Source organism: Pseudorhodoplanes sp. (genome assembly GCF_046289595.1).
Classification (GTDB): Bacteria; Pseudomonadota; Alphaproteobacteria; order Rhizobiales; family Xanthobacteraceae; genus Pseudorhodoplanes.
Genome location: NZ_JBKBVB010000024.1, coordinates 1 through 12,186, shown reverse-complemented (window position 1 = coordinate 12,186; position 12,186 = coordinate 1). Strand labels below are relative to the sequence as shown.

The following is a 12,186-nucleotide window of genomic DNA, read 5'->3' as shown; positions in this document are numbered from 1 at the left end:
CCGTCATTCCGGAGCATTCGCGAGGCCTGTGAACCCGGAATTCAGAAGGCATCGAATGCTCGTGATAGGTCCGCGCGTGGCGCTGGATTCCGGGCCGCCGCTGCGCGGCGTCGCGGAATGACAACGTTTCAAGCGTGCCCCGCCTCGCTCGACAGCATGCCCGGCGCGATGCCGAGCTTGCGCATGGCGCGCTCGTATTTGTATTGCGGATCGCCGAAGATCAGGTCGGAATCGGCGGAGCAATGCAGCCATCCGTTGTTCTGAATCTCGTTTTCGAGCTGGCCGGGCGCCCAGCCGGCATAGCCGAGTGCCAGGATCGCACTCGAGGGTCCGTCGCCACTGGCGATCGCCTTCAAAATGTCGATGGTCGCGGTGAGACAGATGCCGTCGTCGATCGGCAGCGTCGAGTTCTCGATAAAGAAATCGGCCGAATGCAGCACGAAACCGCGGCCGGTTTCGACCGGACCGCCCTTCAGAACCATGATGTCATCGTTGCGCGTCGCGACCTGGATGGCGTCGCGGTCGGGTACCACATTCAGCTGCACCAGAAGATCCGGGAACTTGATGTTGCTGGCCGGCTGATTGACGACGATCCCCATCGCGCCTTCCGACGAATGCGCGCAGATATAAACCAGCGTCCGGGCGAAACGGTCGTCGCTCATCGACGGGGAGGCGATCAGCATCTGCCCGTCGAGATAGCCGCGCGCCGACGTGCCGCCTGACGCCTTGAGGCCCAGTCCCGCTTTCGGAATCTTCATGCTCTGAAGGTTAGCCCCTTCACGCCGCCTTGTGAAAGGGAAGTTTGGCCACACCTCACGGCGAATTCAGTGGTCGCCGACGCCCAAATTGCCTAGATCACTGCCATGTTTCCGGCCCTCCCCCGCTTTGTCCTGATCGCTGCAATCGCCCTCTCCGGCGCGGTTCCGGCTGCGATATCCGCCCAAGCCGCGGAATCGGGGTGGGATGGAGACCCGCGCGCCGCCGTGCGGCTGATCTCGGGGGGTACCAAAGTCGACGATGGCGGTCCGACCCTGCGCGCGGGAGTTGAAATTCGCCTGGCACGCGGCTGGAAGACCTATTGGCGGTATCCCGGTGATTCCGGCGTTCCGCCCCATTTCGACTTCTCCAAATCCGAAAATGTGAAATCGGCCGACGTCTTGTGGCCTGCACCCGAGCGCTTCGTCGAGGCCGACGGCGTCATCATCGGCTATCGGGACAACGTGATTTTCCCGGTCCGCATCGAACCGAAGGATCCGGGCAGGCCGGTCACGCTGAGGCTCGCGCTCGATTATGCGATCTGCGAGAAGGTCTGCATTCCGGTTCAGGCCAAGGCCGTCCTGGCTCTGAAGGCGGGCGGCACCCCTGCACCCGCGGTCGCCGCAGCGGAAAAATCGGTGCCACGTCCGATGCCGCTCGGCGCCAACGCGCCGTTGTCGGTCAAGGCGGTGCATCGCGACAACGGGACGAGACCCGAACGCATTCTGGTGGATATTGCCGCCCCCGATGCGCCCGCCGTGACCGCTTTTGCGGAAGGCCCCTCCGCCGATTGGGCGCTGCCGGTGCCCGACAAGATCGAGGGCGCGCCGGCCGGACAGCAGCGCTTTTCCTTCGCACTCGATGGCCTGCCGCCCGGCGCAAGCGGCAAAGGCGCGGAGCTGAAAGTCACTGCAGTCGCCGGCACCGAAGCCATCGAGACCACCTTCCGGCTCGACTAACGCGCCGCCCCCGCCTATTTTGCCCCGCCTTTCCGTGCGGCCCGTCGGACCGCGCGACAACAACGTGACACGCAGAGAGGATTCCATGGCCATCAAGGTCGGCGATAGATTGCCCAACGCCACGTTCCGCGTCATGACCGCGGACGGCCCGAAGCCGAAAACCACGGACGAGGTCTTCAAGGGCAAGAAGGTCGTTCTGTTCGCGGTGCCGGGCGCCTTCACGCCGACCTGCACCAAGAACCACCTCCCCGGTTTCGTCGCCAATGCCGCTGCGATCAAGGCCAAGGGCATCGACGCCATCGCCGTCACCGCGGTCAACGATCCGTTCGTCATGGCCGCCTGGAAGAGCGCGGCCGGCTCCGACGATATCGAATTCCTCGCCGACGGCAGCGCGGACTTTGCCAAGGCGATCGGGCTTGAACTCGACGCCTCGGCCGGCGGGCTCGGCATCCGCTCCAAGCGCTATTGCATGGTGGTCGATGACGGCGTGGTAAAGTCGCTTGCGGTCGAAGACGCACCCGGCAAGGCCGACGTGTCAAGCGCCGAGGCGCTGCTGAAATCGCTTTAAGACGAGTAGCGAGTAGCGAGTAGCGAATGGCTTCTTCCTATTCGCTATTCGCCACGCACTACTCGCTAATTCCCTTCAACCGCAGTTCCGCGATGCCGGCACGCGCCAGTTCGTCGGCGCGCTCATTGAGGTCATGCCCGGCATGGCCCTTGACCCAGTGCCATTTGACCTCGTGGCGCGCCAGCGCCGCATCGAGCCGCTGCCACAGATCGACATTCTTCACCGGCTTCTTGTCGGCAGTGCGCCAGCCATTTCTCTTCCAGCCATGGATCCAGCCGGAAATGCCGTTCCGGAGATATTGACTGTCGGTGTAGAGATCGACGCGGCACGGCTTGTTCAACGCTTCCAGCGCCGAAATCGCCGCCATCAATTCCATGCGGTTGTTGGTGGTATGCGCCTCGCCGCCCTTCAATTCCTTGGTGTGCGCGCCCGATTGCAGAATGGCACCCCAGCCGCCCGGCCCGGGATTGCCCGAACAGGCGCCGTCAGTATGGACGATGACGTGCGGCAGGCTCATTGCGAGGGGTTCGTTTCCGGCAGACTCACGCGAGCTCCCGCGCCTCGATGCCGTAATCGTGCACGGACCTGGCGTGCTGATGGAAGCGCAGCTTGCGGAAATATTCCTGCGGCGCCTTCGGCCGCACCAGGGCGCCCGGCGGCACGTTCAGCCAGTCGACCACGCGCGTGGCGAGAAAGCGAAGCGCCGCGCCCCGGGCCAGCATCGGCAACGCCGAAAGTTCGCCGTCGGTCAGCGGGCGCACCCTGGCATAGCCCTGCAACAGGGCCCGCCCCTTGGTGACGTTGTAGGAATGATCGTTCTCGAAACACCAGGCGTTGAGACAGATCGCCACGTCATAGGCCAGCATGTCGTTGCAGGCGAAATAGAAATCGATCAGGCCGGTCAGCTCCTCGCCGAGAAAGAACACATTGTCCGGAAACAGGTCGGCATGGATCACGCCCTGCGGCAGGTCGCGCGGCCACACCCCTTCCAGAAAATCGAGTTCGGCGCCGATCGCGTCCAGCATGCCATGCTGGATGGTGTCGATGCGGTCGGCGCAGGATTCGAACAGCGGCCGCAGCTTCGGCACCGCCAGCGCATTGGCGCGATGACCGGAAAAATCGGCCGCAGCGAGATGCAGCTTCGCCAGAGCCTCTCCCACGGCGGCGCAATGGCGTGCCTCGACCCGTCGCATCCACACGCCATCGAGAAAGGTGACGATCGCCGCCGCGCGGCCGCAGAGTTCGCCGAGCGTCTTGCCATCGCGCATGCGCACGGGCTGCGGGCAATTGATGCCGCGGACCGCCAGATGCTCCATCAAGGCGACGAAGAACGGCAGATCCTCGACCGCGACCAGCCGCTCGTACAGCGTCAGAATGAAATAGCCGGCCTCGGTATGCAGCAGAAAGTTGGAATTCTGCACGCCCTCGGCGATACCCTTGTAGGACAACAGCTTGCCGAGATCGTAATCGGCAAGAAAGGCGTCGAGGTCGTCGGCCGAAACATCGGTATAGACTGCCACCCGCTTACTCCGCGGCTTCGGGGCGCAGCGGACGCGGCAGCGGAAAGAACATGTTTTCCTCGGTGGCCGACATGGTCTCCACATTCAGGGTGTAACGGGTGGCGAAGGCGTCGAGCACTTCCTCGACCAGCACTTCGGGCGCGGAGGCGCCGGCGGTAACACCGAGCGAGGTTAAGCCGCAAAACCGGTCCCAGTCGATATCGGCGGCGCGCTGGACAAGGACCGCATAGGCGCAACCGGCGCGCTCGGCCACTTCCTTGAGCCGCTGCGAATTGGAGGAATTCGGCGCCCCCACCACGACCATCGCCTCGACCAGCGGCGCGACAAGCTTCACCGCCTCCTGGCGATTGGTGGTGGCGTAGCAGATGTCCTCGCGGTGCGGGCCGACGATGGACGGGAACCGCGCCCGCAGCACCTCCACGATTCCCGCCGTATCGTCGACCGAAAGCGTGGTCTGCGTGACGAAAGCAAGATTTTGCGGATCTTTGGGGACGATGCTCAGCGCCTCCTCGCGCGTCTGCACCAGAGTCACGGCGCCTGCCGGCAATTGACCCATGGTGCCGACCACCTCCGGGTGCCCGGCATGACCGATCAGCAGGATCTCCCGGCCGCGGCGGAAATGGATATCGGCCTCCCGATGCACCTTGGTGACCAGGGGACAGGTGGCATCGAGAGTGATGAAGTTGCGCTGCCTGGCGGTCTCTGGCACGGATTTCGGCACACCATGTGCCGAAAATACCACGGGCGCGCTGGTCTGCGGGATTTCGTCCAGTTCCTCGACGAAAATCGCGCCCTTGGCTTTCAGGCTGTCCACCACATACCGGTTGTGGACAATCTCGTGCCGGACGTAAACCGGCGGACCATAGAGCGCCAGCGCCCGCTCGACCGAGTCGATGGCGCGCACGACCCCGGCGCAGAAACCGCGCGGAGAACAAAGAATCACCCGGAGCGGCGGCTTTTCGCCGCCGGGCATGCCCGCCAGGCCGGTCATGGACTCAGGTTTCATCGGAACGCTCTCTGCGAGATGGGGTCGGGAGCCCTCCGAAGTCAAGCCATGGCATTCGACTTAACGCCTCGGAAAAGCTATAGTGATAATGGTCCGGGACAGGGGCTGCTGGGGCACACACCGATGTCAATCCAGATGAAATTGTTGACGGCAGGGCTTGCCGTCTCGCTTGGCGGCTGTATCAGCACCGGCGGCGGCTACCACGTCGAAAACGCCACCGGCCAGCCGATCCCGCAGCACGCGCTGGCCGACGAGGTCTATCTCGACGGGACCGGCCCGAGCGCCCGCCGTATCGCGCACACCCGGTCTGCCGGGATGGCTGAACGGCGTTATGTCGCGCCCTCCGCGCAAGATGCTCCGGCCCGTGCGGTGGTCCGCACCCGCCCGACCGCGATCGAGCGCGCCGATCAGATGTCAAGCACCACCGGTTCCCGGCATTCGGTCCAGGCCGAAGCGAGTGCGGCAGACGCCAACAAGCCGTTCTCGGATCAATGGTGGGAAAAGGAACGGCGTGAGGACGCCCGCCTGAAACGGGTCATGGATATCTGCAGCGGCTGCTGAGCCCCTTAACGCCAGACCCCCGCAGAGACGTCCGAAGGCTCGGCGCAATCGCGGGAGCCGCCGAACCGGCCAGGAAGGCTTTCGGCGGCGGTTGCCCCGCAACGGCGCAAGGCCTATATTCCCGCCATCCCTGTCATCCCCGATGACGACTGTTTCGCCTTCAAATACGCCCTGACGGGCGGGCGGAGCGCGAAGGAGATTTTTGCCATGCAGGAAGCGCCGCTGATGCCGAAAGCCACCGCCGTGTGGCTGGTCGAGAACACCGCGCTGTCGTTCGATCAGATCGCCGAGTTCTGCAAGCTGCATCCGCTCGAGGTGAAGGCGATCGCCGACGGCGATTCCGCGCAGGGCATCAAGGGGCTCGATCCGATCCAGACCGGCCAGTTGACCCGCGAGGAAATCGAGCGCGCCGAGGCTGACAAGAACCGCCGGCTGCATCTGGCCGATCGCAAGGTCCGCGTCCCCGAGCAGAAGACCAAACGCGGCCCGCGCTACACCCCGGTGTCGCGGCGCCAGGACCGTCCGAACGCGATCCTCTGGCTGATCCGCAACCATCCCGAATTGAAGGACAGCCAGATCATGCGGCTGGTCGGCACCACCAAGTCGACGATCCAGAGCATCCGCGAACGCAGCCACTGGAACGCGCCCAATCTGAGCCCGCTCGATCCGGTGACGCTCGGCCTGTGCTCGCAGATCGACCTCGACATGCAGGTCGCCAAGGCGGCGAAGGAAAAGCCCGCGCCGTCCGATCACGAGCGCGTCACCCTGCTGCCGGCCGCGGTCACGACCGCGCCCGAGCAGGAGCCGGAGCAGGAGCAGGCGGATCGCCGCGCCGCGGCCGCCGCGGCAAAATCGCAGGAAGACGCCGATGTCGCCTCGGTGTTCGCCAAGCTCAAGAAGATCGGCGGCACCCGGCCGGACGAGGATTGAGGTTCTTCTCAACGGGTCGTCCGGCTTTTCATGGACGCGCGCAAAGACCTCTCCAGCGTCTTGCCTTGACGCGCTTTCATCACGCGAGCCCGGTCCCTGCGTCGCCCCAAAGCGCTTGAATGAATTGCTGCGTGCGCGGTGCGCGGCGGCAATACGCATCCGTTCGAGGGTGTGGCCTGTCTGCACTGGTGCTGTGCCGGTACGCCGCTATTCTCCGCGCGCTCATCGGCGGGGGGCGTCGAAGGGAATTTGGATGAAATTGCAGGTTATTCTGGCCTTGTCGGCGGCCGCGGCAGTGACTGCGCAGGCCGCCGCCGAACCGGCCCCGCTGCGGTATGCTGCCGCATCCGTATCTGTCTCAGCCGAAGCGGCTCCTGCGCCGCCGCAGCCGGTCGCAGCCTCGGCGCTTCCCGCGGCCTCTGCTGCCGTCAACCCCTCCGCTGTCGATGAAACAAGGGCGCGGTCGCGACCGGTGCGGCGCGCGGCTCCGCAGCGACAGCAGCGACAGCAGCAACCGCAGCGGCCTGCGACCTGGCAGGAGCGCATGCGCGCCATGTGGGGCCTCGACAATCCGCCCGCCGGACCGGGCGCAGCGCAGCCCAATCCGCGCAATCCGGGCTATACGTCGCGGCCGAACAACCGGCTGCTGTTCGGGCGGTTCTATATGCGCATCCCGCGCCAGACCGTGGCCTTTCCCGGCAACCATGCGCCGGGCACCATCATCGTGCGCCACAGCGAGCGGCGGCTCTATTACGTGCTCGGCAACGGCCAGGCGATCCGTTACGCGGTCGCGGTCGGCCGCGAGGGCGCGGCCTGGTCGGGCACGTCGACGGTCTCCAACAAGCGCGAATGGCCAAGCTGGACGCCGACGCCTGCGATCCTGCGGCGCCAGCCCGACCTGCCGCGTTTCATGGAGGGCGGACCGCAGAACCCGATGGGCGCGCGCGCGCTTTATCTTGGCGACACGCTGTACCGCATCCACGGCACCAACGAGCCCTGGACCATCGGCGAGGACGTCTCGTCCGGCTGCATCCGCATGACCAACGAGGATGTCATCGACCTTTACAACCGCACGCGCCTCGGCGCGCGGGTGATCGTGCAGCGCTGACCAAGGCGCCGGTCGAGGCCGCCAATCGAGGCGGAGCAAGAGAGATACAGGGGGCGTTCGCAACGGAATGTTGCGGGGGCCAGACGGCCGGGTGACAAGCCCGGCCGTTTTGTTTTGGACTACGTCAATGACTGGCAGGCAAAGCAATCCCGTGTTCGGTCAGTCGGCTCTTTGCAAGCGAGACGACGTCTTGCGGAAACCTGTGCGCATACAGCACGACAAGAAATTCACCGGTATATTCGGGCAAGCCTTTTTCAACCAATAGCTTGAAACCATTCGTCTCGGTCTTGCCGCGCGTCCATTCGATCAAGCTTTGATGAACGCCCTTGTTTGTAATTTTCTGCCGCGTGCGCGACGCGATGGTATTGCGCTCGTTCTTTTCGGAAAGCAGTTGCTCGTACGCGGCCAGGGTCTTGTAGAAATCAGCGATGAGCGGGTCGGATGGGTCGTCGTTTGCCGCCCCTGTCAGTTCACAAAGCCTCTTGAACGCGGTGTTGTAGACGTCGGGGAGCTCTCGCTCTTGTGCGCGCCGCATTACGATACGGCATTCATTCGGCGTCTTTAGTTTGCTTGCGTCGTAGCCCATCGCGTCGAACCCTAAGCCCCCCTGCCCTTCACCGCCGCGCCGATCTCCTCCAGCACCTTCGGGTCCTCGATCGTCGCCGGCATGGTCCAGCTTTCGCCGTCGGCGATCTTCTTCATGGTGCCGCGCAGGATCTTTCCCGAGCGCGTCTTCGGCAGCCGCGGCACCGTGATCGCAAGCTTGAACGCAGCGACCGGGCCGATCTTCTCGCGCACCAGCGCCACGATCTCCTGCTCGATCGCGGCGTGATCGCGCGTCACACCGGCCTTCAGCACGACGAAGCCGCAGGGCACCTCGCCCTTTAGCGTATCGGCCATGCCGATCACCGCGCATTCGGCGACGTCGGGATGCGACGCCAGCACCTCCTCCATGCCGCCGGTGGACAAGCGATGCCCCGCGACATTGATGATGTCGTCGGTGCGGCCCATCACATGAATGTAGCCGTCCGCGTCCTTGAATCCGGCATCGGCGGTTTTGTAATAGCCCGGAAACTCCGCGAGATAGGCTTCCCTGAAGCGTTCGTCCTGCTGCCACAGCGTCGGAAATGCGCCGGGCGGCATCGGCAGCTTGGCCACGATCGAACCGATCGTGCCGGTCGGCACCTCCTTGCAGCTCTCGTCAACGACGCGGATGTCCCAGCCCGGCATCGGCACCGTCGCCGAGCCGTGTTTCACCGGCAGCATGCCGAGCCCCACCGGATTGCCGGCGATGCACCAGCCGGTCTCGGTCTGCCACCAATGGTCGATCACGGGCTTGCGCAATTTCTCCTCAGCCCATTCCACGGTCGGCGGATCGGCGCGCTCGCCCGCCAGAAACAGCGTGCGGAATTTCGACAGATCGTATTGCGGCAACAGCTTCGCGTCCGGGTCTTCCTTCTTGATGGCGCGAAACGCGGTCGGCGCGGTGAAGAAGGCGACCGCCTTGTGCTGCGCGATGACGCGCCAGTACGCGCCGGCATCGGGCGTGCCGACCGGCTTGCCCTCATACATGATCGAAGTCGCGCCATGAATGAGCGGTCCGTAGACGATATAGGAATGCCCGACCACCCAGCCGATATCGGAGCCGCACCACCAGACTTCGCCCGGATCGACGCCGTAGAGATTCTTCATCGACCATTTCAGCGCGACCGCGTGTCCGCCATTGTCGCGCACCACGCCTTTCGGAATGCCGGTCGTGCCGGAGGTGTAGAGAATGTAGAGCGGATCGGTCGCCAGCACCGGCACGCAATCGGCGCTCTTTTTCGCCGCGATCGCAGCATCGCGCAGCGTCGCCCAGTCGTGATCGCGGCCGTCGACGAGGCTCGCCTGTTCCTGCGGACGTTGCAGCACGATACAGGCCGACGGTTTTGTCTCCGCCATCGCGATCGCTTCGTCGAGCAGCGGCTTGTATTTGACGATGCGGCCCGGCTCGATGCCGCAGCTGGCCGAGAGCACGAGCTTCGGCTTGGCATCGTCGATGCGTTTTGCGAGTTCCTTCGCAGCAAAGCCGCCGAACACCACCGAATGCACGGCGCCGATGCGCGCGCAGGCCAGCATGGCGAACACCGCCTCCGGCACCAGCGGCATGTAGATGATGACACGGTCGCCCTTGCCGACGCCGAAATCCTTTAAGGTAGCGGCGAGCGTCGCCACCTCGAACAGCATCTGTTCGTAGGAGTAGGACACGACCGTCGCGGTGACCGGCGAGTCGTAGATCAGTGCAGCCTGCCGCGCGCGGCCACCCAGCACGTGCCGGTCGAGCGCATTATAGCAGGTGTTGAGCACCCCGCCCGCGAACCAGCGGCCATAGACGCCCATCGACGGATCGAACACCTTTTTCGCCGGCTCGAACCAGTCGATGTCTCTGGCCGCTTCGGCCCAGAAGCCTTCGGGCTCGCGCTGCCATCGCGCATAGACCTCGTGATAGCGGCTCGCGGTTTTGGCATCCATGGGTTCTTTCCTCCCTCTCCGCGTCACCCTGAGGCGCTTGGCAAAGCCAAGCCTCCAAGGGTGCGGCCCGGCATCCCTCGGGGTCCGCTCGCGTCCGCCCGCTCGCATCTCAGGATGACGGGTATTATCGCTTTGCCCGCATTGTGGGCGAGCGCCGCCCCTTTGCAAGCACGACTGAGGTCGAAAGCACCACGCAGGCGCGCCATTCGCAAAAAGCATTAGCCGCAGCGCGGCGGCTCGTATTTGATCCGCCGCAAAACGAGACCCCTCCTTGACCCTCCCCACCGACCCCGTTTTCTGGACCGTCGCCATCGTCGCCGTGACGCTCCTTGGCCTCGCCAAGGGCGGCTTCACCGGCGTCGGCATGGTCGCGACCCCGCTCTTCGCACTGATCGTTCCGCCGCTGCAGGCGGTCGCGATCATGCTGCCGATCCTGCTGGTGCAGGACGTGGTGTCGGTCTGGGCCTACCGGCGGCACTGGGACGCCTGGAATTTGAAGGTGCTGATCCCGGGCGCGCTGATCGGGATCGCCGCTGCGGGCTTTCTTGCGGCCTATGTGCCGGACGCCGCGGTGCGGCTCGCAGTCGGCATCATCGGCGTGTCGTTCGTGCTGTGGCAATGGTTCGGACCGAAAAGCGGCGATATCGGCATCCGGCCGAGCGCTGCGAGCGGGGTGTTCTGGGGCGCGATCTCCGGCTTCACATCGACGCTCGCCAATGCCGGCGCGCCGCCCTGGCAGGTGCACATGATGCCGCAGCAACTGCCCAAGCTGATCTTCGCCGGCACCGCGACCATGTATTTCGCAGCCACCAATCTGGCGAAAGTGATCCCGTATTTCGCGCTCGGCCAGTTCACCACCGACAATCTGCTCACCTCGGCAGTGCTGTTTCCCTTGGCGATCGCCACCAATTTCCTCGGCATCTGGCTGGTGCGCGTCACGCCGCAGGATTTGTTCTACAAGATCGTGTACGTGATCACCTTCGTGATCTCGCTCGAACTCATCCGCAACGGCGTGATGGGATTTGCGGGCTGACGCGCCACTGGACCGATCATGTCCATCATCACCGATCCTCTTTTTTACGCGGTGGCGATCCCGGCGATCGTTGCGCTCGGCCTGTCGAAGGGCGGCTTCGCCGGCATCGGCGTGCTGGCGACGCCGCTCACCGCGCTCTATCTGCCGCCGCTGGAGGCCGCGGCGCTGATCCTGCCGGTGCTGATCGTTCAGGATGCGATCTCGGTCTGGTGGTACCGCAAGGATTACGATGCCTGGAACCTCAAGGTGCTGCTGCCCGGCGCGCTCGCCGGGATGGGGCTTGCCTGGATTTTCGCCGCCTATGTGAGCGACGCGGCGTTGCGGATTTCAGTCGGCGTGATCGGCATTTCCTTTGTGATCTATTCGATGTTCGCCCATATCCCCGCGGAGGGGCGCAGGGCGTCGGCGGCGAGCGGTGTGTTCTGGGGCGGCGTTTCCGGCTTCACCTCGTTCCTGTCGCAGGCCGGCGGACCGCCCTTTCAGGTTCATACGCTGCCGCAACGGCTGCCGAAGCTGACGCTGGTCGGCACCACCACGATCTTCTTCGCCATCGTCAATGCCCTGAAGATCGGCCCCTATTTCGCGCTCGGCCAGTTCTCGGCGGTCAATTTCGCGACCTCGCTGCTGCTGTTGCCGCTCGCAGTTGCGGCCAATGCGCTCGGCATCTGGCTGGTGCGCGTGACGCCGATGGAACTGTTCTACCGCATTGCCTACACGCTGGTTTTCTGCGTCTCGGCGATGCTGCTGTGGCAGGGCGTCACAGGCCTGATGAATGGATGAGGCTGCGTCACTGTGCCGACACAGGCTGTTTCTAGCGTTGCGCCTCCATCATCGGTCATGCCCGGCCTTGCGCCGGGCATCCACGTCTTCTGGAGCGCGTGGGACTCAAGACGTGGATGGCGGGGACACGCCCGGCCATGACGAGGAGAATCGTCGATGCGTTATCTCTCACTTGCTCTATTGTGCGCCCTCATGACCCTTCCCGCATCCGCCTTCGACCTGCAGGGCCATCGCGGCGCCCGCGGGCTTGCGCCGGAAAACACCATCGTCGGTTTCGAGACCGCGCTGCGCATCGGCGTCACCACGCTGGAACTCGACCTCGCCATGACGAAAGACGGCGTCCTTGTCGTCAGCCACGACTCGCATCTCAATCCTGACCATACCCGCGGTCCCGACGGCGAATTCCTCACAGCAACCGGTCCGGCCATCCGTTCCCTCACTTTCGACGACTTGC

The 12,186-nt window shown here is 64.6% G+C and carries 14 protein-coding genes; 8 read left to right on the top strand and 6 right to left on the bottom strand.

Going from position 1 to position 12,186, the window contains the following annotated elements; translation table 11 throughout:
• Positions 1-128: 128 nt before the first annotated feature.
• Positions 129-758 carry a YqgE/AlgH family protein gene (locus ACK41X_RS07480; RefSeq protein ID WP_409720833.1) on the bottom strand — a complete coding sequence of 210 codons (630 nt, stop codon included), beginning with the start codon at positions 756-758 and terminating at the stop codon, positions 129-131.
• 105 nt (positions 759-863) lie between these two features.
• Here ACK41X_RS07480 and ACK41X_RS07475 point away from each other — a divergent pair, with 105 nt between their 5' ends.
• Both ACK41X_RS07475 and ACK41X_RS07470 read left to right on the top strand, forming a co-directional pair.
• Complete coding sequence (locus ACK41X_RS07475; RefSeq protein ID WP_409720831.1) at positions 864-1,715, top strand: protein-disulfide reductase DsbD domain-containing protein; 852 nt, start codon at positions 864-866, stop codon at positions 1,713-1,715.
• A gap of 85 nt (positions 1,716-1,800) precedes the next feature.
• Positions 1,801-2,283 carry a peroxiredoxin gene (locus ACK41X_RS07470; protein WP_409720829.1) on the top strand — a complete coding sequence of 161 codons (483 nt, stop codon included), beginning with the start codon at positions 1,801-1,803 and terminating at the stop codon, positions 2,281-2,283.
• 58 nt (positions 2,284-2,341) lie between these two features.
• On the opposite strand, the gene rnhA is transcribed toward ACK41X_RS07470, so the two are convergent.
• Genes rnhA through ispH form a run of 3 tightly spaced genes read right to left on the bottom strand, consistent with a single transcriptional unit; the run spans position 2,342 to position 4,776 of the window.
• The gene (rnhA, locus tag ACK41X_RS07465; RefSeq protein WP_409720827.1) at positions 2,342-2,800 is read right to left on the bottom strand and encodes a ribonuclease HI; all 459 of its coding nucleotides are present in this window, start codon (positions 2,798-2,800) and stop codon (positions 2,342-2,344) included.
• Between the two features lie 25 nt (positions 2,801-2,825).
• Positions 2,826-3,803, bottom strand: coding sequence for a homoserine kinase (locus ACK41X_RS07460; protein WP_409720826.1), 978 nt, complete (start codon positions 3,801-3,803; stop codon positions 2,826-2,828).
• 4 nt (positions 3,804-3,807) lie between these two features.
• The gene (ispH, locus tag ACK41X_RS07455; protein WP_409720894.1) at positions 3,808-4,776 is read right to left on the bottom strand and encodes a 4-hydroxy-3-methylbut-2-enyl diphosphate reductase; all 969 of its coding nucleotides are present in this window, start codon (positions 4,774-4,776) and stop codon (positions 3,808-3,810) included.
• 168 nt (positions 4,777-4,944) lie between these two features.
• Between ispH and ACK41X_RS07450 the strand changes: the two genes are divergently transcribed.
• From ACK41X_RS07450 to ACK41X_RS07440, 3 genes are all read left to right on the top strand, one after another.
• A complete protein-coding gene (locus ACK41X_RS07450) occupies positions 4,945-5,370 on the top strand; it encodes a hypothetical protein (RefSeq protein WP_409720824.1) in 426 nt (141 codons plus the stop codon).
• 207 nt (positions 5,371-5,577) lie between these two features.
• A complete protein-coding gene (locus ACK41X_RS07445) occupies positions 5,578-6,300 on the top strand; it encodes a DUF1013 domain-containing protein (RefSeq protein ID WP_409720822.1) in 723 nt (240 codons plus the stop codon).
• A 544-nt stretch (positions 6,301-6,844) separates the two neighbouring features.
• Positions 6,845-7,408, top strand: coding sequence for a L,D-transpeptidase (locus ACK41X_RS07440; protein ID WP_409720820.1), 564 nt, complete (start codon positions 6,845-6,847; stop codon positions 7,406-7,408).
• A 124-nt stretch (positions 7,409-7,532) separates the two neighbouring features.
• On the opposite strand, the gene ACK41X_RS07435 is transcribed toward ACK41X_RS07440, so the two are convergent.
• Together ACK41X_RS07435 and ACK41X_RS07430 are read right to left on the bottom strand one after the other, a co-directional pair.
• Complete coding sequence (locus ACK41X_RS07435; protein ID WP_409720818.1) at positions 7,533-7,994, bottom strand: hypothetical protein; 462 nt, start codon at positions 7,992-7,994, stop codon at positions 7,533-7,535.
• An 11-nt stretch (positions 7,995-8,005) separates the two neighbouring features.
• A complete protein-coding gene (locus ACK41X_RS07430; RefSeq protein WP_409720816.1) occupies positions 8,006-9,919 on the bottom strand; it encodes a propionyl-CoA synthetase in 1,914 nt (637 codons plus the stop codon).
• Between the two features lie 271 nt (positions 9,920-10,190).
• Here ACK41X_RS07430 and ACK41X_RS07425 point away from each other — a divergent pair, with 271 nt between their 5' ends.
• The 3 genes from ACK41X_RS07425 to ACK41X_RS07415 form a co-directional block, all read left to right on the top strand.
• Positions 10,191-10,952, top strand: coding sequence for a sulfite exporter TauE/SafE family protein (locus ACK41X_RS07425; RefSeq protein ID WP_409720814.1), 762 nt, complete (start codon positions 10,191-10,193; stop codon positions 10,950-10,952).
• 18 nt (positions 10,953-10,970) lie between these two features.
• Positions 10,971-11,732: a sulfite exporter TauE/SafE family protein gene (locus tag ACK41X_RS07420; RefSeq protein ID WP_409720812.1), complete on the top strand. Its 762-nt coding sequence runs from the start codon at positions 10,971-10,973 to the stop codon at positions 11,730-11,732.
• A 156-nt stretch (positions 11,733-11,888) separates the two neighbouring features.
• Positions 11,889-12,186, top strand: a 298-nt coding sequence (locus ACK41X_RS07415; protein WP_409720810.1) for a glycerophosphodiester phosphodiesterase family protein, incomplete at its 3' end; no start/stop codon positions are given.

What these genes read in the sequence shown, in the direction of transcription:
- ACK41X_RS07430 (WP_409720816.1), bottom strand. Translation starts at nt 9,919, where the DNA reads ATGGATGCCAAAACCGCGAGCCGCTATCACGAGGTCTATGCGCGATGG.
- ispH (WP_409720894.1), bottom strand. Translation starts at nt 4,776, where the DNA reads ATGCCCGGCGGCGAAAAGCCGCCGCTCCGGGTGATTCTTTGTTCTCCG.
- ACK41X_RS07435 (WP_409720818.1), bottom strand. Translation starts at nt 7,994, where the DNA reads ATGGGCTACGACGCAAGCAAACTAAAGACGCCGAATGAATGCCGTATC.
- ACK41X_RS07480 (WP_409720833.1), bottom strand. Translation starts at nt 758, where the DNA reads ATGAAGATTCCGAAAGCGGGACTGGGCCTCAAGGCGTCAGGCGGCACG.
- ACK41X_RS07440 (WP_409720820.1), top strand. Translation starts at nt 6,845, where the DNA reads ATGCGCGCCATGTGGGGCCTCGACAATCCGCCCGCCGGACCGGGCGCA.
- ACK41X_RS07445 (WP_409720822.1), top strand. Translation starts at nt 5,578, where the DNA reads ATGCAGGAAGCGCCGCTGATGCCGAAAGCCACCGCCGTGTGGCTGGTC.
- ACK41X_RS07450 (WP_409720824.1), top strand. Translation starts at nt 4,945, where the DNA reads ATGAAATTGTTGACGGCAGGGCTTGCCGTCTCGCTTGGCGGCTGTATC.
- ACK41X_RS07470 (WP_409720829.1), top strand. Translation starts at nt 1,801, where the DNA reads ATGGCCATCAAGGTCGGCGATAGATTGCCCAACGCCACGTTCCGCGTC.
- ACK41X_RS07475 (WP_409720831.1), top strand. Translation starts at nt 864, where the DNA reads ATGTTTCCGGCCCTCCCCCGCTTTGTCCTGATCGCTGCAATCGCCCTC.
- ACK41X_RS07420 (WP_409720812.1), top strand. Translation starts at nt 10,971, where the DNA reads ATGTCCATCATCACCGATCCTCTTTTTTACGCGGTGGCGATCCCGGCG.
- rnhA (WP_409720827.1), bottom strand. Translation starts at nt 2,800, where the DNA reads ATGAGCCTGCCGCACGTCATCGTCCATACTGACGGCGCCTGTTCGGGC.